Below are 17387 nucleotides of genomic sequence, written 5' to 3'. Positions count from 1 at the left end.
ATAGTTATATCTTTGCTCTAGAAAAAAAACAATTTAAACTTTACTTTTGGTTAGCCCGTTTTTGGCGTAATTTCTTCCACCACTCAAGACGCTTTGCAATCTCACGTTCAAAGCCACACTCCCGTGGTTTATAATAGCTCTGACGTCCAAGTTTTTCGGGAAAATATTCCTGTCCTGAAAAAGCATCTGGTTCATCATGGTCATAACGATAACCATGTCCATACCCTTCTTCCTTCATAAATTTTGTAGGCGCATTAAGAATATGTTGAGGAGGAGGCAAAGAGCCGTTTTTACGCGCACAATGCAGTGCTGCTTTATAAGCGAGATATGTTGCATTTGATTTTGGTGCAGTCGCAACATAAAGACATGCTTGCGCCAAAGCTAATTCTCCCTCTGGTGATCCCAAATAATCATAAGCATCCTTAGCAGCATTACAAACGACAAGAGCTTGCGGATCTGCCAAACCAACATCTTCAACAGCCATGCGAACTAACCTTCGTCCAATATAGAGAGGGTCTTCACCAGCATCAAACATACGAGCTAAATAATAAAGCGCAGCATCAGGATCAGACCCACGAACGGATTTATGTAATGCTGAAATGAGATTATAGTGACCTTCTCGCCCTTTATCATAAATTGGAGCACGACGTTGAATGATTTTTTGCAACGCAACAGCATCAAATATCTCTCCCGATTGAGCCATACACCAAACTTCCTCTGCCAATGTTAACGCTGCTCGTGCATCACCATCAGACATCCCAATCAAAACATCTCTGGCCTCATCATCCAAAGGAAGAAGTTTTCCTTCTACTTCTTCAGCACGTTTCAAGAGCATACGCAAACTTTCATTGTCATGTGACAGAAATGTCAAAACACGTGCACGAGAAAGAAGTGCCGCATTCAGTTCAAAGGAAGGATTTTCGGTTGTTGCCCCTATAAGGATAATAGTCCCATTTTCCATGACAGGAAGAAAACTATCCTGTTGCGCACGATTAAATCGATGAATTTCGTCGACGAATAAAAGCGTCTGGACTCCAGACATAAAACGAGTCTGAGCAACTTCAAATTTTTTTTTAAGTTCAGAAACCCCTGTAAAAATAGCAGAAATTTGCTCAAAAGCAAAATTTGTTTCAAGAGCTAACAAGCGCGCAACCGTTGTTTTTCCTGTCCCTGGAGGTCCCCAAAAAATCATAGAATGCATTGAACTAGCTTCCAGCATACGTGAAAGCACCCCCTTTTCTCCAAGCAAATGATTTTGTCCTATAACATCATGAAGAGAATGAGGACGCATTCTTTCTGCAAGTGGTTGATTTTTATGAATTTGGCGATCAAAAGACGAAGTAAAAAAATCTTTATTCAAAAAAAACCTCAGCGAATAAACTGGCGAATGTACATGCCATCACGTTCATATTCTAATTGCCAAATATTTGGACGACCTTGCATAAGAATCTTTTTCAACTGACCAACTGTTTGAATCTTATGTCCATTAACAACACGCAAGATATCTCCTGGGCGAAAAATTCCAGCAGCATTGCTCATTTCATCAAGATTGGAAATCACAACTCCTCGTGCAGATATAGGAAGATGAAAACGTCGACTATTTTGTGGTGTTAAATCCAATATCTCAGCACCAGCAAGAGGGCTTTCACCAATAATTTTTTCAGATTTCAAAAATGCAGATTCCGGTATTGATGAAACAGCTATTTGTGTTTTTAAAATTTTTCCACTTCGTAAATATTCTAAAACAAGATTTTGTCCAATACCAGCTGTCATCAAACGATATCCAAGACCATCTGGACTATCAACACGCACCCCCTGCACACTCAAAATAACATCACCTACCTTCAAACCAGCTTTTCCAGCAGGACTATCTTTGATAACTTCAATAATAAGAGCACCATAGGGGCGTTCTAAACCTAAACCACCTGCAATATCAGGTGTAACATTTTGAAAAGATGCACCAATATAAGGCGGCACAAAATATTTTTCACCACGTTTAACAGTATCAAGCATCACTTTTACAAGATTTGATGGAATAGCAAAACCAATCCCTACAGAACCACCTGAACGCGAATAGATAGCCGTATTAATCCCGATCAACTGCCCTTTCATATCAATTAAAGCTCCACCAGAATTCCCCGGATTAATGGCAGCATCTGTTTGAATGAAAAAATCAAAATCAGAAATACCAACTCGCGTACGTGCTTGCGCTGAAACAATACCACTTGTAACTGTTTGACCAACACCAAAAGGATTACCTATTGCTAAAACAAGATCACCAACTTCAACTGCATCAGAATCTCCCAAAGGAAGAATAGGAAACAATGCCCCCTTTGCATCAATTTCAAGAACAGCAATATCTGTTTCTTCATCTCTTAACTTAACCTTACTTTCAAATTCCCGTCCATCAGAAAGAGCAACTTTAATTTCATCGGCATCCTTAATAACGTGGTAATTGGTAACGATCAAACCACGCGCATCAACAATCACTCCTGACCCTAATGATGATTGTCTACGCAAAGGACGATTATTTTGGAAACGTCCAAAAAATTGTTCAAAAAATGGATCTCCTTCAAAAGGAGAACGCGCTCTGATTTGCCGCGCTGCATAAATATTTACAACAGATGGAACAGTCTTTTTAACTAAAGGAGAAAATGAAAGAGTGATTTCTTCTTTTGTTTGCGGAATTTGAGCACACGCATAATGAGAGGACATCTGTATCATAATAACAAAAAAAAGCCCCACCAAAAGAGAATATTTCATAACTCACTCCTAAAAAACTAAACCACTTTCATATTAATAAGATAAGGATTCCTCTTATCCTCCATAAGCTAAAAGTTTTTATTAATATTTAAAATAAAGAAGAAAAACAACTATTTGAACAGCAAATATTATAAAAACAAAATAATTCAATATTTTATAATCATTTTATAATCTTCCCCCATATTTATCCTTTAAGAAAAAAGAATCATAAAAAAAACCGCCCTTAGAAGGCGGCTCTCTAGAATTTAATAGAAAAAATGTGTTATTATGAAGAAACTTCTTTTTCATTTGCAGCATTTTCTGTGGCTACACGATCTATCGCACCCTTTGCCTCGACATCACGATCAACAAACTCTATAACAGCCATGGGAGCATTATCACCGGTACGAAAGCCCGCTTTCATAATACGCAAATATCCACCATTGCGCGATACATAACGCGGTGCAAGTGTATCGAATAATTTTGCAACTTTACTTGCATCATGAAGCGCTGCAATTGCTTGCCGACGTGCATGCAAGCTTCCACGTTTACCGAGTGTAACCAGTTTTTCAACAATAGGGCGAATTTCCTTCGCTTTTGGTAGAGTCGTCACAATCTGCTCATGCTCAATCAGCGAAACCGCCATGTTAGCAAACATCGCTTTACGGTGACTGGCGGTCCGGTTCAACTTGCGACCTGACTTACTATGGCGCATGAGTCTTCTCCTTAAGTTTTAAATTCTAAATTTTAATACTGATCTTCATAACGTTTAGCAAGATCATCAATATTTTCAGGCGGCCACGCGGAAATTTCCATACCAAGATGCAACCCCATACATGCCAAAACTTCTTTAATCTCGTTTAACGACTTCCGTCCAAAATTCGGTGTCCGAAGCATCTCAGCTTCTGTTTTTTGGATAAGATCACCAATGTAGACAATATTATCATTTTTAAGACAATTTGCCGAACGAACTGAGAGTTCTAGCTCATCGACTTTCTTGAGAAGTGCAGGATTAAAAGCAAGTTCAGAATCAGGTTCTTCAACAACTTCCTTCTGTGGCTCTTCAAAATTAACAAATAATGATAATTGATCCTGAAGAATACGTGCGGCAAAAGCAACAGCATCTTCTCCATTAACAGCACCATTCGTTTCAATGGTAAGGGTCAATTTATCATAATCCAGCACTTGACCTTCACGCGTATTCTCTACTTTATAAGATACTTTACGAATTGGTGAATAAAGGCTGTCAACAGGGATAAGACCTATCCGTGCATCATCAGCACAATTGCGATCAGAAGGAACATAACCTTTCCCTGTATTGACAATAAATTCCATACGAATCTCAGCATCTTCATCCAGAGTGCAAATAACATGCTCCGGATTCAGAATTTCCATATCTCCAACGGTATTGATATCTCCAGCTTTTACAACACCAGGACCTTCTTTACAAATAACAACACGCTTAGGTCCTTCTTCCTCCATACGAAGTGCAATTTCTTTGATATTAAGAATAATATCTGTCACATCTTCACGAACACCTGGAATTGAGGAAAATTCATGTAACACACCATCAATCTGCACAGCGGTAATTGCAGCACCGCGAAGTGATGATAACAACACACGCCGAAGTGCATTTCCTAACGTTAAACCAAAACCACGCTCAAGAGGTTCCGCAATCACACTTAAAACATTCGGATTATCATGCGCAGCAAACTCAACCTTACTGGGCTTAATCAGTTCCTGCCAGTTTTTCTGGATCATATTTTTATTCCCGTTCTTTAGTTCCGCTACCATTCAATCGTAACGGCCAATGTGAACATCAGAGAAATCTCTGACAACAAAAAAAACACCCAATTAAACACGTCGTCTTTTTCGTGGACGGCATCCATTATGAGGAATTGGTGTTACATCACGAATAGAAGTAATAACAAAACCAACAGACTGCAATGCACGCAAAGCGGACTCACGCCCCGATCCCGGACCACAAACCTCAACTTCTAACGAACGCATACCATGCTCCTGCGCCTTTCTAGCACAATCCTCAGCAGCCACCTGAGCTGCAAAAGGTGTCGATTTACGTGAGCCTTTAAACCCCTGAGCACCAGCAGACGACCATGCAATTGTATTACCCTGTGCATCCGTAATCGTAATCATTGTATTGTTAAATGTTGAGTTGATATGAACAACACCCGATGAAATATTTTTGCGCTCGCGACGACGAACACGTGTGGCTTCCTTTGCCATAATCTTCCTTTCAACGATCTCTTCACTGCCGTAATACCAGCAGCTCCACCTTCCTCGTCTTCATTAAAAATGAATAAACAAGAAACAAAACATTTAAAAAAACAAATCCTTTTTTTTCTAAAAGACTGTTATTTTTTCTTACCGGCAATTGCCTTAGCTGGTCCCTTACGAGTACGCGCATTTGTATGCGTCCTTTGTCCACGAACAGGCAAAGAACGACGATGGCGCAAACCACGATAACAACCAAGATCCATCAGACGTTTAACATTCATAGCAACTTCACGCCGAAGGTCACCCTCCACTTGATAACCCTGATCTATCGCCTCACGAATTTGCAACACTTCTGCATCAGAAAGCTCATGAACGCGGCGCCCTATAGGAATACCAACCTTTTTAGTAATTTCTTGAGCAAATTTTGGTCCAATCCCATGAATATACTGAAGCGCAACAATAACACGCTTATTTGTCGGGATATTGACGCCAGCAATACGAGCCACGTCCACTCTCCTTGATTTATATTGACACTAGCTGCAAAGCACCTGATGCACTTTACAGAAAAAAAACGATCCGATACAAACGCACACCGAATCTTAATACCTTACTGAAATAAATTAGGTTTCTTTTGATAGATATTACAAAAAAAGTCAATACTTTTCATTTATTTCTAAAAAATATTATTGAAGAAACTCCTTAATTACGCGTGATACTTCATCAATACCAATCATCCCATCAATTACCTTCAACAATCCTCTTTCTGAATAAAACTTTGATAAAGGAGCTGTTTTTTCACGATATTCCACCAATCGCTTCGCAAATGCAACAGAATTATCATCTAAACGAACTTTTTCACCAGCAGCTATTGTTTCCTCAACGCGCTTCTTCATTCTCTCAATCAGCGCATCCTCATCAACCCTCAACTCGATAACAGCATCAAGTCGCATATTTTTTGACTGCAAAATCCTTTGCAATGCTTCTGCCTGTCCTACAGTCCGCGGATACCCATCCAAAACAAAACCGTTTATACAATCACTTTCATCAATTCGATCTGAGACAATTTGATTAACAATATTATCCGAAACCAAAGCACCAGAACACATAATAGCTTTTGCTTTTTTTCCAATTTCTGTCTCTTTAGCAATCACTTCACGCAACATATCACCTGTTGACAACTGAGGAATATGATACCTCTCAGTCAACATTTTAGCTTGTGTACCTTTTCCAGCCCCAGGAGGTCCTAAAAGAATAATTCTCATCGATTCCTTCTGCCTCCACGAAGTTTCGATTTTTTAATCAAACCTTCATATTGATGGGCAACAAGATGCCCCTGAATTTGAGCGACTGTATCAAGCGTAACAGTAACAACAATCAACAAAGACGTTCCTCCAAGATAAAAAGGAACCTGTAACGCAGATATCATAAATTCAGGCAATAGACAGACCAAAATAATATATATCGCCCCGACAACAGTAATACGTGTCAAAACATAATCAATATATTCAGCCGTACGTTCACCAGGACGAATACCAGGAATAAAACCAGAATGTTTTTTTAATTGATCGGCTGTATCACTCGGATTAAACACAATTGCCGTATAAAAAAAGCAAAAAAATGCCATCAAAAGTGCATAAATAATCATATAAAGAGGTTGTCCATGACCAAGAGAATAAGAGATAGCTTGAACCCATTGGGGCATTTTGTCAGAAAAATTATTAACAGTTGCAGGCAACAATAATAAAGATGAAGCAAAAATTGGTGGAATAACACCAGCAGTATTCAATTTTAAAGGCAAATGCGACATATCACCTTGAAAAATTTGATTACCAACCTGACGTTTCGGATATTGAATAAGAATTCTCCGTTGTGCACGTTCTACAAAAACGATAATGCCAATAACAGAAACTGCGATAAGAACAATTCCTATGAGCAAAAAAGTTGACAAATCAGCCTGACTATGAGCAGTCAACAGCTGAGCAAAAGTGGAAGGGAGATTAGCAACAATACCTGTAAAAATAATAAGGGATACCCCATTACCAACACCACGTGAAGTAATCTGTTCACCAAGCCACATGAGAAACACTGTTCCACCAACAAGGGTAATAACAGAAGAAATACGAAACATAAGACCCGGCTCTACAACAATTTGAAGTCCTGTTCCTATACCAGATTCAAGCGCAACTGCGATACCAAATGCCTGTAGAATTGCCAACACTACCGTTACATAACGGGTATACTGATTAATAATCTTACGACCGAGTTCCCCTTCTTTTTTGAGAGTTTCCAAGGAAGGGATAACTGAAGTGAGCAACTGCACAATAATTGATGCCGATATATAAGGCATAATTCCCAGTGCAAAAATTGCCATGCGGCTAACAGCACCTCCAGCAAACATATTAAATAATCCCAAAACACCCGAGGCGTGATGTTCAAATGTTTGCCGTAAAGAATCAATATTAATACCGGGGAGGGAGATATAAGTACCAAAGCGATAAACAAGAAGCGCAGCGAGGGTAAACCAAATGCGCTTTTTCAATTCAGTTGCACGTGAAAAAGTGCTAAAGTTTATATTGGAAGCAAATTGCTCTGCTGCTGATGCCATAAAACCTCTCCCATCCACACTCCAGTTCTTTAAAGCACAGAAATATAGCTTTTAAAATCCATATCGTTATACATAAAAAAATGCAGAACTCAAACAACTCTCCACAAAAGATATTCTAAAGAAAGCATACGAATCTCCTTAGAATATCATTCATATCAAAATAAGCTCACTGAGCAGATTCAAGAAAAGTAACCTGCCCCCCAGCTTTTTCAACCTTAGCACGAGCAGCTTCAGAAGCACCAGAAACATGAACGATAATCTTTGCTTTCAATTCACCACCAGAAAGAAGACGCACGCCATCTTTCATACGACGAATAATACCAGCTTCTTTCAAGGCAATAATATCAATAGGCTTTTCAATATTTAATTTCCCTGCATCAACTGCCGACTGAATACGTCCCAGTGAAACTTCGTTGTAAGTTTTTGCAAAAAAATTCCTAAATCCACGTTTCGGCAAACGACGATAGATAGGCATTTGCCCACCTTCAAAACCATTAAGTGAAACACCAGAACGTGATTTTTGTCCCTTTACACCACGACCACCAGTTTTACCAGTACCTGAACCAATACCACGTCCAAGACGTTTGCGATCTCTTGTTGCGCCTTCGCGATCATGCAGTTCATTGAGTTTCATATTTTATACTCCCGCAACCTCTAATCTTCATCTATAACGCGAACAAGATGCCGAACACGAGCAATCATACCTCGCACACAAAGTGTATCTTCTAAAACACGCCGTCTCCGCATTTTATTTAATCCAAGCCCCTTCAAAGTCGCACGCTGAATCTGCGAATTCCGAATCGGACTCCCAACTTGTTCTACCGTCACAGTTTTGCCACTCTGAGATTTTTTCTGAACCATTTTCTAATTCCTTTTCTGATAATCTCAGAAACTACCCTTCCACATCGACTAAATGCCGACGACGTGCCTGTAAAGTTGAATATTTGATGCCACGTTGAGCTGCAATATCTCTAGGATGCATTTGATGTGCTAAAGCATCAAATGTTGCACGCACCATATTATAAGGATTGGATGACCCCAATGATTTTGCAACAACATCTTGCATACCAAGAGTTTCAAAAATAGCACGCATCGGTCCACCAGCAATAATACCAGTACCAGCAGAAGCTGAACGCAACAAAACACGACCAGCCCCGTGACGACCTTCAAGATCATGATGCAATGTACGCCCAGAGCGAAGCGGAACATAAATCATTCCGCGCTTTGCTGCTTCTGTAGCTTTACGCACAGCCTCTGGTACTTCACGTGCTTTACCATGGCCAAAGCCCACACGACCTTTTTGATCTCCAACAACAACAAGAGCGGCAAAACCAAAACGTCGCCCACCCTTTACAACTTTAGCAACACGATTAATATGAACAAGTCTATCAACCAATTCATTCTCACGTTCTTCTCGCTCACCACGTTCTTTCTGTGCCATTCCTCATTCCTTTATTCTTTTCCGGAAGCACTCCAACAAAGTTCCACCATAAATCATAGAAACTTATACGAAATATCTTAACTACCTTATAAATAAAAATAAGGCATTTTAAAAGTTTAAACCACCTTCACGAGCAGCTTCAGCCAAAGCTTTTACTCTTCCATGGTAAACATATGCCCCACGGTCAAAAACTACCTGATTAACACCAGCTTGTTTTGCACGCTCAGCAATTAATTTACCAACAGCAAAAGCCGCCTCTTTATCAGCACCACTTTTTAACGTTTTTTTCAAATCTCCTTCAAGGGTAGATGCGGAAACAAGCGTACACCCACGCAAATCATCAATAATTTGAGCATAGATATTCTGATTTGAACGATAAACGCTAAGCCGCGGACGATCACTAGAAACCATTTTGATTCTACGCCGCACACGCCGCGCACGACGTTGGATAATGTCCTTAGATGAAACCATAATACAAAATCCTTACTTCTTCTTACCTTCTTTACGAAAGATGCGCTCATCTGCATGTTTAATGCCTTTACCTTTGTAAGGCTCAGGCCTACGATATTCGCGAATTTCTGCTGCAACTTGCCCAACTTGCTGTTTATCAATTCCAGAAATCACAATTTCTGTAGGTTTAGGAATCGTTACAGTAATCCCAGCTGGAACTTTATAAATCACATCGTGAGAAAAACCCAACGATAGCTGAACATCTTTACCCTGCAAAGCGGCACGATAACCAACCCCGTTGATCTCTAGTCGCTTTTCAAAACCATCTTTTACACCACAAAAAATATTTTCAATCATTGAACGCGACATACCCCATTTAGAGCGTGCATCTTTTGACTGATCCCGTGGCGAAACAGATATAAAATTTTCCTCAAACTTCACTAAAACTTCATCATTAACGACGTAGCTCAGTTCACCTTTCGGACCTTTTGCCTTAACCAGCTGTCCTTCAACAGTTGCGGTAACCCCAGAAGGAATTGAAATGGGCTTTTTACCAATACGAGACATTGTTCTAACCTACATTTTTTCTGTTTTCTTAACACTCATTAGAAAACACGACAAAGGAGCTCTCCACCGACATTTTGTTCACGTGCCTCATGATCCGCCATAACGCCCTTAGGAGTTGATAAAATCGAAATACCAAGACCATTTGCCACTTGAGGAATCGACTTAGCAGAAACATAGACACGTCGACCAGGTTTTGAAACCCGTGCAACTTCACGAATAGCCGCTAATCCTTCAAAATACTTCAACTCGATTTCAATTTCAGACTTCCCATCACCTAAATCGATTTGATTATATCCGCGAATATAACCTTCAGACTGAAGAACATCAAGAACACGTGCACGAAGCTTAGACGCAGGCGTAACCACTTTGCTTTTTTTACGACCAAGTGCATTACGAATACGCGTGAGCATATCACCAAGAGGATCTGACATAGACATTAAATAATCTCCTCTTACCAACTCGACTTAACAATGCCTGGAATATGGCCCACTGAACCAAGTTCACGCAATGCAATTCGCGACATTTTTAATTTACGATAATAAGCCCGTGGACGCCCTGAAACTTCACAGCGATTACGGACGCGAACTTTTGCAGAATTACGTGGCAACTCTGCCAATTGAACAGAAGCTTTAAAACGCTCTTCGAGAGAAACCTTCTGATCCATAACTATTGCTTTCAAGCGTGCACGACGCGCAGCATAACGCTTTACCATCAGTTCACGACGCTTATTCTTTTCAACGGCACTGACTTTGGCCATAACCTTACCTCGCTACGTTTGCCGTTACGAACGAAAAGGAAAATTAAAAGCACGCAACAACTCGCGCGCCTCATCATCCGTTTTTGCTGTCGTACAAACGATAATATTCATGCCCCAAATTTGATCAACTTTGTCATAGTTGATTTCTGGAAACACAATGTGCTCTTTAATACCCATAGCAAAATTGCCACGACCATCAAAGCTTTTTGGATTCAGACCACGAAAATCACGAACCCGTGGAAGCGCAATCGTAACAAGACGATCTAAAAACTCAAACATACGATCTTTACGCAATGTAACTTTAGCTCCAAGTGGCATTCCTTCACGAACCTTAAAGGTCGCAATAGAGTTACGCGCACGGGTAACAACAGCTTTCTGACCTGTTATCAACCCCAAATCCTCAGCAGCAATAGAAGGCTTTTTAGAATCGGCCGTTGCTTCGCCAATTCCCATATTAATTACAATTTTATCAACCCGTGGAATTTGCATCACATTTTTGTAATTAAACTTTTCCTGAAGGATTTTACGAACCACTTCAAAATAATGCACCTTCATACGCGGCGTTTGTTTTTCCTCAGCCATTAATCAATTCTCCCGAACGCTTGGCAAAACGAACTTTATTACCATCTGCATTCATACGAAAACCTACACGCGTAGGCTTACCATCTTTAGGGTCAGCAATCGCCAAATTAGAGAGATGAATTGGAGCTTCCTTAGAAACAATTCCAGCTTCCTGCTTTTGCGTTTGACGTTGATGACGTTTAATCATATTAACCCCGCGAACAAAAGCCTTATTCTCCTTTGGATTTACCTTAATTACTTCACCACTACACCCTTTATCCTTACCGGATAAAACAACGACTTTATCACCTTTTCGAATCTTTTGCATAACACACACTCCTTATAAGACTTCAGGAGCGAGCGAAATGATCTTCATATGATTCCTACCGCGAAGTTCGCGAGGAACTGGTCCAAAGATACGTGTACCGATCGGCTCTTTCTTATTATCCACTAAAACAGCAGCATTCCCATCAAAACGAATAACACTGCCATCTGCGCGACGAATATCCTTAGCAGTACGAACCACCACAGCTTTCATCACATCACCTTTTTTAACACGGCCACGAGGAATAGCATCCTTAACCGAAACAACAATAATGTCGCCGACCGAAGCATATTTTCGCTTTGAACCGCCTAACACCTTGATGCACATGACACGACGGGCACCAGAATTATCGGCAACGTCGAGGTTTGTTTGCATCTGAATCATGACTGGCCACCTTCTCTTAACATTTATACCCGGTCATGTCTCTAACACCCCGGATTCGCCTGCCAAATAACGATAAATCTATTGCCCTAAATTTACCAATGGAAACAAATCCACTGTCAAATTTTACAACAATAAACCTAATGAACTACGCTACACTGCTTTTAATAACAATCCAACGTTTATCTTTCGAAATTGGTTTAGATTCCTGAATAGAAATTCGATCCCCAATCTTGAACTGGTTGTTCTCGTCATGCGCCTTATATTTCTTAGACTGCCGAACAGTCTTTTTAAGAAGTGGATGAGAATAACGGCGCTCCACTTTAACAACGACAGTCTTATCGCTCTTGTCACTAACGACAACACCCTGCAAAATGCGTTTAGGCATCTCTTCTTTCCTTAAACCTTACTTTCGTTTATCTTCTGACGAAGAAAAGTTTTAACACGCGCAATATCACGACGAACCTGCCTAACACGTGCAGTCTTTTCTAATTGACCTGTTGCCTTCTGAAAGCGCAAATTAAACTGCTCTTTCTTTAACTTAGCCAATTCATTTTTCATTTGGTCGAGCGTTTGCGCCCGTAATTCTGTGGCTCTCATCGCTTAACCTCTTTATTCAGCAATACGCTGTACGAAACGCGTTTTAATAGGCAATTTTGCAGCACCTAATCTTAATGCTTCACGCGCTACATCTTCAGGAATCCCATCAAGCTCAAACATGACACGTCCAGGTGCAACACGCGTAGCCCAATAATCAACGCTTCCCTTACCCTTACCCATACGGACCTCGGTCGGCTTAGATGTAACCGGAAGATCCGGAAAAATACGAATCCACACACGACCAGAACGCTTCATATAACGCGTAATCGCACGACGCGCTGCCTCAATTTGGCGGGCAGTAATTCTCTCCGGCTCAACAGCCTTCAAACCGTAAGCACCGAAATTCAAATCCGTACCACCTTTCGAAACACCGTGAATACGGCCTTTGAACTGTTTACGGAACTTTGTGCGCTTTGGCTGCAACATTGCTCTCTACTCCAAATTCTAGTTCAATCACAAAAACTAAGCACTTTCGCGGCGACGATTCGATGAAGAACCAGAATGATCAGCCTCCGTAGCACGACGCTCTGAAGCCATCGGATCATGCTCGAGAATCTCACCCTTAAAGACCCACACCTTAACACCACAAATACCATAAGCAGTCTTAGCTTCTGCTGTACCGTAATCAACATCAGAACGCAAGGTATGAAGTGGAACACGACCTTCACGATACCATTCCATACGAGCAATTTCAGCTCCACCAAGACGACCAGAACAGTTGATACGAATTCCTTCGGCTCCTAGACGCATAGCTGATTGAACTGCCCGCTTCATTGCACGCCGAAAAGCAACACGACGCTCTAACTGCTGAGCAATTGACTGTGCAATAATCGTAGCATCAATTTCTGGCTTACGAATTTCCACAATATTCAACGACGTCTCAGCATTTGTCATTTCTGAAAGCTTACGACGAAGCTTCTCGATATCAGCACCCTTTTTACCAATAATTAAACCCGGACGAGCTGAATGAATCGTCACACGACATTTCTTATGAGGACGCTCGATAACAACCTTAGAAATAGCTGCTTGTTTTAACTCTTCAAGCACATATAAGCGAATCTTTAAATCTTCATGAAGAAGACGTCCATACTCACCACTATCAGCATACCAACGGGAATCCCAGGTCCGATTAACTCCAAGACGAAGTCCTATTGGATTGATCTTCTGACCCATTATGCGGCCTCCACTTTTTCGGTAACTTCACGAACAATAATAGTAAGATGCGAAAACGGACGTTCAATCCGACTGGCACGTCCACGACCACGAACATGGAAACGCTTCATTACTATCGACTTACCAACATAGGCTTCTGCAACAACGAGCGAATCAATATCAAGATCGTGGTTATTCTCTGCATTTGCAATCGCTGATTCAAGAGTTTTTTTCACAGTCCCAGCAATACGTTTACGTGAAAACGTCAAATCAGCGAGTGCCATATTCACTTTCTTACCACGAATCATCGCAGCAACTAAATTAAGCTTTTGCGGACTAACACGAATTGTCCGCGTAACGGCTTTTGCTTCATTACCCTTAAGCTGGCGCGGAACTTTAGCTTTTCCCATTCCTACTTCCTCTTCGCTTTCTTGTCTGCACCATGCCCATAATAAGTCCGGGTGGGAGCGAACTCACCAAATTTATGCCCAACCATCTCTTCAGAAACAGAAACAGGAATATGCTTATTGCCGTTGTAAACACCAAAAGTTAAGCCAACAAATTGTGGTAAAATAGTAGAGCGACGACTCCATATTTTAATAACTTCATTGCGCCCACTTGCACGAACCTTTTCTGCTTTTCCAAGAAGATAGCCGTCAACAAACGGACCTTTCCAAACTGAACGAACCACTTCAGACTACCTTTCTCATTTCTTGCGCTGATGACGCGTACGCATAATAAACTTATCAGTGGCTTTATTGGAGCGCGTACGCTTGCCTTTCGTAGGTTTACCCCAAGGAGACACTGGATGACGTCCCCCTGATGTACGACCTTCACCACCACCATGTGGATGATCAACTGGGTTCATAGCAACACCACGAACATGTGGGCGTTTACCACGCCAACGTGACCGACCTGCCTTACCATCACTAATATTCCCATGATCAGGATTTGAAACAGCACCAACAGTTGCAAAACAACTACTAGATACCAAACGCTGTTCTCCAGAATTCAGACGAAGAATAGCCATCCCCTGATCTCGTCCAACCAATTGCGCATAAGTACCAGCTGAACGAGCAATTTGACCACCCTTGCCGGGTTTCATTTCAACATTATGAATAATTGTACCCACCGGCATATTACCAAGTGGCATAGCATTCCCTGGCTTAACATCAACATTTGAACCAGCTATAACCGAATCGCCAACACCAAGACGCTGTGGCGCAATAATATAGCCTAATTGTCCATCCTCATAGCGAATTAACGCAATAAAAGCAGTCCGATTTGGATCATATTCCAAACGCTCTACTTTTGCAGTCATATCACGTTTAAAACGCTTAAAATCAACAAACCGATAGCTACGCTTATGTCCACCACCTTGAAAACGAGCAGTAACTCGGCCGCGATTATTACGCCCACCCTTCGACGATAAACCTTCAGTTAACACTTTTACAGGTTTACCTTTATAAAGGCAAGAACGATCTACAATAACAAGTTGACGCTGCCCGGCTGTAGTTGGATTAAAATGCTTAAGTGCCATTATTCTTATCTCCGAGCCTCTTTAAAGACCTGTCGAAACGTCGATAGACTGACCACTGGCCAGTGTCACGATCGCTTTTTTGACATCACTCTGCCGACCAACAACACCCTTGAAACGCTTCACTTTACCCTTGCGGACTATCGTGTTAACCGCTTTAACTTTAACGCTAAAAAGCGCTTCAACAGCAGCTTTAATTTCAGGTTTTGTCGCTTTCGGCGCGACATTAAAAGCAACTTGATTATACTCAGAAATCATAGTCGACTTTTCAGTAATAACTGGACTAACAATTACATCATAATGGCGAAGATCTGTCATTTAAAACGCTCCTCAAGAGCCTCAACAGCTGCTTTTGATAAAACAAGTTTGCTGCGACGCAAAATATCATAAACATTAATCCCCTGAATTGGTAAAACATCAATATTAGGAATATTAGATGCTGCGCGAGAAAAATTAATATCAATCTCTTTGCCACCAACTAAGAGAGCATTATTAAATCCAAGCTTAGAAAAACTGGAAACAAGCATCTTTGTTTTAGCATCTTTAACACTCAGATCATCAACAACAATTAAATCATTTGCCTTTAATTTTGCTGATAATGCAAGACGCACTCCAAGTGCACGAACCTTTTTAGGAAGATCGCATGCATGACTACGAAAGACCGGACCATGCGCTTTACCACCACCTCGGAACTGCGGCGCACGAGCAGATGAGTGACGAGCACGCCCTGTTCCCTTTTGCTTAAACATCTTCGCCCCTGTTCGTGACACATCAGATCGCCCCTGCGATTGATGCGTTCCCTGCTGACGACGCGCAAGCTGCCAACGAACAACACGTTGCAAAATATCCTCACGCGGAACAAGACCAAAAATACCCTCAGAAACCTTTAATTTACCAGCTTCATTACCATCAAGGGTTTTAACTACAAGATCCATCATTCGGCTCCCTCAGTTTCAGAGGTTTCCATCACTGGAGCAACCATTTCTGTTTTCTCTTTCGCAAAACGGCGAATACCAGCAGGCTTAGGCGCATTATCAGGAAGACGTCTTTTTACGGCATCCCGCACCAAAATCCAAGCGCCCTTAGAGCCAGAAACAGCACCACGCACTAAAAGCAAACCGCGTTCAACATCCGTAGAAACAACCTCAATATTCTGTGTTGTTACACGAACCTGTCCCATATGGCCAGCCATTTTTTTACCTTTAAACACCTTACCCGGATCCTGACACTGTCCTGTCGAACCATGAGCACGATGCGTGATTGAATTACCATGAGAAGCACGGTGTCCACCAAAATTATGCCGCTTCATAACACCAGCAAAACCTTTACCGATACTCGTACCTGTCACATCAACCCTCTGCCCTGGAACAAAATGTTCCACGGTAATCTCAGTACCGACATCAAGAAGATTGTCGGGACTTACACGAAACTCCGCTATTTTGGCTTTTGGCTCAACTGAAGCCTTAGCAAAATGTCCACGAAGAGCTTGCGTAGTATTCTTAACCTTGGCAAAGCCTACACCTAATTGAACAGCAGTATAACCATTCTTCTCAACTGTACGCTGAGCAATAACTTGACAATTCTCCAAACGAAGTACTGTTACCGGCACATGCTCACCAGCTTCATTATAAATACGGGTCATGCCCAGCTTCTGTGCTATTACACCTGAACGCATCGGGTCTGTTCCTTCTGTCCTCAAACCTCAGAGCTTAATCTCTACATCCACACCAGCAGAAAGATCGAGCTTCATAAGCGCATCCACTGTTTGCGGTGTTGGATCAACAATATCAAGAAGACGCTTATGTGTACGCATTTCAAACTGCTCACGACTCTTCTTATCGATGTGCGGCCCACGATTGACTGTAAACTTCTCAATCCGCGTTGGCAGCGGAATAGGACCACGGACATTTGCACCAGTACGCTTAGCAGTCGACACAATCTCGCGTGTCGATGCATCAAGAATTCTGTGGTCAAATGCTTTCAAGCGAATGCGGATATTTTGACTGTTCATGCTCTCTTATTTCCTTGTCACGC

The 17387-nt window shown here is 41.4% G+C and carries 29 protein-coding genes; all 29 read right to left on the bottom strand.

Going from position 1 to position 17387, the window contains the following annotated elements:
- Nucleotides 1-40: 40 nt before the first annotated feature.
- The 29 genes from NPX99_RS04740 to rpsJ all read right to left on the bottom strand — a co-directional run bounded on the left by NPX99_RS04740 (nucleotide 41) and on the right by rpsJ (nucleotide 17364).
- Nucleotides 41-1360, bottom strand: a complete 1320-nt coding sequence (locus NPX99_RS04740) for a replication-associated recombination protein A (protein WP_269030746.1) — start codon at nucleotides 1358-1360, stop codon at nucleotides 41-43.
- Nucleotides 1361-1368: 8 nt separating this feature from the next.
- Complete coding sequence (locus tag NPX99_RS04735) at nucleotides 1369-2763, bottom strand: DegQ family serine endoprotease (RefSeq protein WP_269030745.1); 1395 nt, start codon at nucleotides 2761-2763, stop codon at nucleotides 1369-1371.
- Between the two features lie 265 nt (nucleotides 2764-3028).
- A complete protein-coding gene (gene rplQ, locus NPX99_RS04730) occupies nucleotides 3029-3457 on the bottom strand; it encodes a 50S ribosomal protein L17 (protein ID WP_269030744.1) in 429 nt (142 codons plus the stop codon).
- A 32-nt stretch (nucleotides 3458-3489) separates the two neighbouring features.
- A complete protein-coding gene (locus tag NPX99_RS04725; RefSeq protein WP_269030743.1) occupies nucleotides 3490-4503 on the bottom strand; it encodes a DNA-directed RNA polymerase subunit alpha in 1014 nt (337 codons plus the stop codon).
- A 93-nt stretch (nucleotides 4504-4596) separates the two neighbouring features.
- Nucleotides 4597-4986, bottom strand: coding sequence for a 30S ribosomal protein S11 (gene rpsK / locus NPX99_RS04720; protein ID WP_005865097.1), 390 nt, complete (start codon nucleotides 4984-4986; stop codon nucleotides 4597-4599).
- Nucleotides 4987-5114: 128 nt separating this feature from the next.
- Nucleotides 5115-5483 (bottom strand): 30S ribosomal protein S13, encoded by a 369-nt coding sequence (rpsM, locus tag NPX99_RS04715; RefSeq protein ID WP_241438666.1) that lies wholly within the window; start codon nucleotides 5481-5483, stop codon nucleotides 5115-5117.
- 177 nt (nucleotides 5484-5660) lie between these two features.
- Nucleotides 5661-6239, bottom strand: coding sequence for an adenylate kinase (locus NPX99_RS04710; protein ID WP_269030742.1), 579 nt, complete (start codon nucleotides 6237-6239; stop codon nucleotides 5661-5663).
- Nucleotides 6236-7582, bottom strand: a complete 1347-nt coding sequence (secY, locus tag NPX99_RS04705) for a preprotein translocase subunit SecY (protein ID WP_269030741.1) — start codon at nucleotides 7580-7582, stop codon at nucleotides 6236-6238. Before secY ends, NPX99_RS04710 begins: the two co-directional genes overlap by 4 nt.
- Nucleotides 7583-7748: 166 nt before the next feature.
- The gene (gene rplO, locus NPX99_RS04700) at nucleotides 7749-8216 is read right to left on the bottom strand and encodes a 50S ribosomal protein L15 (protein ID WP_269030740.1); all 468 of its coding nucleotides are present in this window, start codon (nucleotides 8214-8216) and stop codon (nucleotides 7749-7751) included.
- Nucleotides 8217-8236: 20 nt separating this feature from the next.
- A complete protein-coding gene (gene rpmD / locus NPX99_RS04695) occupies nucleotides 8237-8443 on the bottom strand; it encodes a 50S ribosomal protein L30 (protein ID WP_126603500.1) in 207 nt (68 codons plus the stop codon).
- Between the two features lie 31 nt (nucleotides 8444-8474).
- Nucleotides 8475-9023, bottom strand: a complete 549-nt coding sequence (rpsE, locus tag NPX99_RS04690; RefSeq protein WP_010705121.1) for a 30S ribosomal protein S5 — start codon at nucleotides 9021-9023, stop codon at nucleotides 8475-8477.
- A 108-nt stretch (nucleotides 9024-9131) separates the two neighbouring features.
- The gene (rplR, locus tag NPX99_RS04685; RefSeq protein WP_269030739.1) at nucleotides 9132-9494 is read right to left on the bottom strand and encodes a 50S ribosomal protein L18; all 363 of its coding nucleotides are present in this window, start codon (nucleotides 9492-9494) and stop codon (nucleotides 9132-9134) included.
- Nucleotides 9495-9506: 12 nt separating this feature from the next.
- Entirely contained in the window at nucleotides 9507-10040 is a 534-nt protein-coding gene (gene rplF, locus NPX99_RS04680; RefSeq protein ID WP_269030738.1) for a 50S ribosomal protein L6, read from the bottom strand.
- A 38-nt stretch (nucleotides 10041-10078) separates the two neighbouring features.
- Nucleotides 10079-10477, bottom strand: coding sequence for a 30S ribosomal protein S8 (rpsH, locus tag NPX99_RS04675; RefSeq protein ID WP_269030737.1), 399 nt, complete (start codon nucleotides 10475-10477; stop codon nucleotides 10079-10081).
- 14 nt (nucleotides 10478-10491) lie between these two features.
- Nucleotides 10492-10797, bottom strand: coding sequence for a 30S ribosomal protein S14 (gene rpsN, locus NPX99_RS04670; protein WP_126603504.1), 306 nt, complete (start codon nucleotides 10795-10797; stop codon nucleotides 10492-10494).
- 24 nt (nucleotides 10798-10821) lie between these two features.
- Nucleotides 10822-11379: a 50S ribosomal protein L5 gene (rplE, locus tag NPX99_RS04665; RefSeq protein WP_269030736.1), complete on the bottom strand. Its 558-nt coding sequence runs from the start codon at nucleotides 11377-11379 to the stop codon at nucleotides 10822-10824.
- On the bottom strand, nucleotides 11372-11686 hold the full coding sequence (rplX, locus tag NPX99_RS04660; RefSeq protein ID WP_004861873.1) for a 50S ribosomal protein L24: 315 nt from the start codon (nucleotides 11684-11686) through the stop codon (nucleotides 11372-11374). Before rplX ends, rplE begins: the two co-directional genes overlap by 8 nt.
- Before the next feature lie 12 nt (nucleotides 11687-11698).
- Nucleotides 11699-12067, bottom strand: coding sequence for a 50S ribosomal protein L14 (gene rplN, locus NPX99_RS04655; RefSeq protein WP_004859184.1), 369 nt, complete (start codon nucleotides 12065-12067; stop codon nucleotides 11699-11701).
- A 145-nt stretch (nucleotides 12068-12212) separates the two neighbouring features.
- On the bottom strand, nucleotides 12213-12452 hold the full coding sequence (gene rpsQ / locus NPX99_RS04650; protein ID WP_269030735.1) for a 30S ribosomal protein S17: 240 nt from the start codon (nucleotides 12450-12452) through the stop codon (nucleotides 12213-12215).
- Nucleotides 12453-12463: 11 nt separating this feature from the next.
- A complete protein-coding gene (rpmC, locus tag NPX99_RS04645; RefSeq protein WP_269030734.1) occupies nucleotides 12464-12664 on the bottom strand; it encodes a 50S ribosomal protein L29 in 201 nt (66 codons plus the stop codon).
- A 12-nt stretch (nucleotides 12665-12676) separates the two neighbouring features.
- Entirely contained in the window at nucleotides 12677-13090 is a 414-nt protein-coding gene (gene rplP / locus NPX99_RS04640; protein WP_269030733.1) for a 50S ribosomal protein L16, read from the bottom strand.
- 36 nt (nucleotides 13091-13126) lie between these two features.
- Nucleotides 13127-13837 carry a 30S ribosomal protein S3 gene (gene rpsC / locus NPX99_RS04635; RefSeq protein ID WP_004861864.1) on the bottom strand — a complete coding sequence of 237 codons (711 nt, stop codon included), beginning with the start codon at nucleotides 13835-13837 and terminating at the stop codon, nucleotides 13127-13129.
- Nucleotides 13837-14226: a 50S ribosomal protein L22 gene (gene rplV, locus NPX99_RS04630; protein WP_269030732.1), complete on the bottom strand. Its 390-nt coding sequence runs from the start codon at nucleotides 14224-14226 to the stop codon at nucleotides 13837-13839. Before rplV ends, rpsC begins: the two co-directional genes overlap by 1 nt.
- A 2-nt stretch (nucleotides 14227-14228) precedes the next feature.
- Nucleotides 14229-14507: a 30S ribosomal protein S19 gene (gene rpsS / locus NPX99_RS04625; RefSeq protein ID WP_004855734.1), complete on the bottom strand. Its 279-nt coding sequence runs from the start codon at nucleotides 14505-14507 to the stop codon at nucleotides 14229-14231.
- Between the two features lie 15 nt (nucleotides 14508-14522).
- Nucleotides 14523-15356: a 50S ribosomal protein L2 gene (gene rplB, locus NPX99_RS04620; RefSeq protein ID WP_269030731.1), complete on the bottom strand. Its 834-nt coding sequence runs from the start codon at nucleotides 15354-15356 to the stop codon at nucleotides 14523-14525.
- Nucleotides 15357-15377: 21 nt separating this feature from the next.
- On the bottom strand, nucleotides 15378-15671 hold the full coding sequence (locus NPX99_RS04615) for a 50S ribosomal protein L23 (RefSeq protein WP_126603507.1): 294 nt from the start codon (nucleotides 15669-15671) through the stop codon (nucleotides 15378-15380).
- Nucleotides 15668-16288, bottom strand: coding sequence for a 50S ribosomal protein L4 (rplD, locus tag NPX99_RS04610; protein ID WP_269030817.1), 621 nt, complete (start codon nucleotides 16286-16288; stop codon nucleotides 15668-15670). Before rplD ends, NPX99_RS04615 begins: the two co-directional genes overlap by 4 nt.
- Nucleotides 16288-17028, bottom strand: coding sequence for a 50S ribosomal protein L3 (gene rplC / locus NPX99_RS04605; protein ID WP_269030730.1), 741 nt, complete (start codon nucleotides 17026-17028; stop codon nucleotides 16288-16290). Before rplC ends, rplD begins: the two co-directional genes overlap by 1 nt.
- A gap of 27 nt (nucleotides 17029-17055) precedes the next feature.
- Nucleotides 17056-17364 carry a 30S ribosomal protein S10 gene (gene rpsJ / locus NPX99_RS04600; protein WP_004855744.1) on the bottom strand — a complete coding sequence of 103 codons (309 nt, stop codon included), beginning with the start codon at nucleotides 17362-17364 and terminating at the stop codon, nucleotides 17056-17058.
- Nucleotides 17365-17387 lie beyond the last annotated feature (23 nt).

This window comes from Bartonella sp. 220B, from assembly GCF_026930205.1.
In the GTDB taxonomy this organism is placed as follows: Bacteria; Pseudomonadota; Alphaproteobacteria; order Rhizobiales; family Rhizobiaceae; genus Bartonella.
Note: the sequence above shows the minus strand (reverse complement) of the source record. Positions and strands in the feature narration are given on the sequence as shown.

Excerpts from the sequence above, each read along its gene's own strand:
- NPX99_RS04735 (WP_269030745.1), bottom strand. The coding sequence starts at position 2,763 with ATGAAATATTCTCTTTTGGTGGGGCTTTTTTTTGTTATTATGATACAG.
- rplQ (WP_269030744.1), bottom strand. The coding sequence starts at position 3,457 with ATGCGCCATAGTAAGTCAGGTCGCAAGTTGAACCGGACCGCCAGTCAC.
- NPX99_RS04725 (WP_269030743.1), bottom strand. The coding sequence starts at position 4,503 with ATGATCCAGAAAAACTGGCAGGAACTGATTAAGCCCAGTAAGGTTGAG.
- rpsK (WP_005865097.1), bottom strand. The coding sequence starts at position 4,986 with ATGGCAAAGGAAGCCACACGTGTTCGTCGTCGCGAGCGCAAAAATATT.
- NPX99_RS04710 (WP_269030742.1), bottom strand. The coding sequence starts at position 6,239 with ATGAGAATTATTCTTTTAGGACCTCCTGGGGCTGGAAAAGGTACACAA.
- secY (WP_269030741.1), bottom strand. The coding sequence starts at position 7,582 with ATGGCATCAGCAGCAGAGCAATTTGCTTCCAATATAAACTTTAGCACT.
- rplO (WP_269030740.1), bottom strand. The coding sequence starts at position 8,216 with ATGAAACTCAATGAACTGCATGATCGCGAAGGCGCAACAAGAGATCGC.
- rpmD (WP_126603500.1), bottom strand. The coding sequence starts at position 8,443 with ATGGTTCAGAAAAAATCTCAGAGTGGCAAAACTGTGACGGTAGAACAA.
- rpsE (WP_010705121.1), bottom strand. The coding sequence starts at position 9,023 with ATGGCACAGAAAGAACGTGGTGAGCGAGAAGAACGTGAGAATGAATTG.
- rplR (WP_269030739.1), bottom strand. The coding sequence starts at position 9,494 with ATGGTTTCATCTAAGGACATTATCCAACGTCGTGCGCGGCGTGTGCGG.
- rplF (WP_269030738.1), bottom strand. The coding sequence starts at position 10,040 with ATGTCTCGTATTGGTAAAAAGCCCATTTCAATTCCTTCTGGGGTTACC.
- rpsH (WP_269030737.1), bottom strand. The coding sequence starts at position 10,477 with ATGTCTATGTCAGATCCTCTTGGTGATATGCTCACGCGTATTCGTAAT.
- rpsN (WP_126603504.1), bottom strand. The coding sequence starts at position 10,797 with ATGGCCAAAGTCAGTGCCGTTGAAAAGAATAAGCGTCGTGAACTGATG.
- rplE (WP_269030736.1), bottom strand. The coding sequence starts at position 11,379 with ATGGCTGAGGAAAAACAAACGCCGCGTATGAAGGTGCATTATTTTGAA.
- rplX (WP_004861873.1), bottom strand. The coding sequence starts at position 11,686 with ATGCAAAAGATTCGAAAAGGTGATAAAGTCGTTGTTTTATCCGGTAAG.
- rplN (WP_004859184.1), bottom strand. The coding sequence starts at position 12,067 with ATGATTCAGATGCAAACAAACCTCGACGTTGCCGATAATTCTGGTGCC.
- rpsQ (WP_269030735.1), bottom strand. The coding sequence starts at position 12,452 with ATGCCTAAACGCATTTTGCAGGGTGTTGTCGTTAGTGACAAGAGCGAT.
- rpmC (WP_269030734.1), bottom strand. The coding sequence starts at position 12,664 with ATGAGAGCCACAGAATTACGGGCGCAAACGCTCGACCAAATGAAAAAT.
- rplP (WP_269030733.1), bottom strand. The coding sequence starts at position 13,090 with ATGTTGCAGCCAAAGCGCACAAAGTTCCGTAAACAGTTCAAAGGCCGT.
- rpsC (WP_004861864.1), bottom strand. The coding sequence starts at position 13,837 with ATGGGTCAGAAGATCAATCCAATAGGACTTCGTCTTGGAGTTAATCGG.
- rplV (WP_269030732.1), bottom strand. The coding sequence starts at position 14,226 with ATGGGAAAAGCTAAAGTTCCGCGCCAGCTTAAGGGTAATGAAGCAAAA.
- rplB (WP_269030731.1), bottom strand. The coding sequence starts at position 15,356 with ATGGCACTTAAGCATTTTAATCCAACTACAGCCGGGCAGCGTCAACTT.
- NPX99_RS04615 (WP_126603507.1), bottom strand. The coding sequence starts at position 15,671 with ATGACAGATCTTCGCCATTATGATGTAATTGTTAGTCCAGTTATTACT.
- rplD (WP_269030817.1), bottom strand. The coding sequence starts at position 16,288 with ATGGATCTTGTAGTTAAAACCCTTGATGGTAATGAAGCTGGTAAATTA.
- rplC (WP_269030730.1), bottom strand. The coding sequence starts at position 17,028 with ATGCGTTCAGGTGTAATAGCACAGAAGCTGGGCATGACCCGTATTTAT.
- rpsJ (WP_004855744.1), bottom strand. The coding sequence starts at position 17,364 with ATGAACAGTCAAAATATCCGCATTCGCTTGAAAGCATTTGACCACAGA.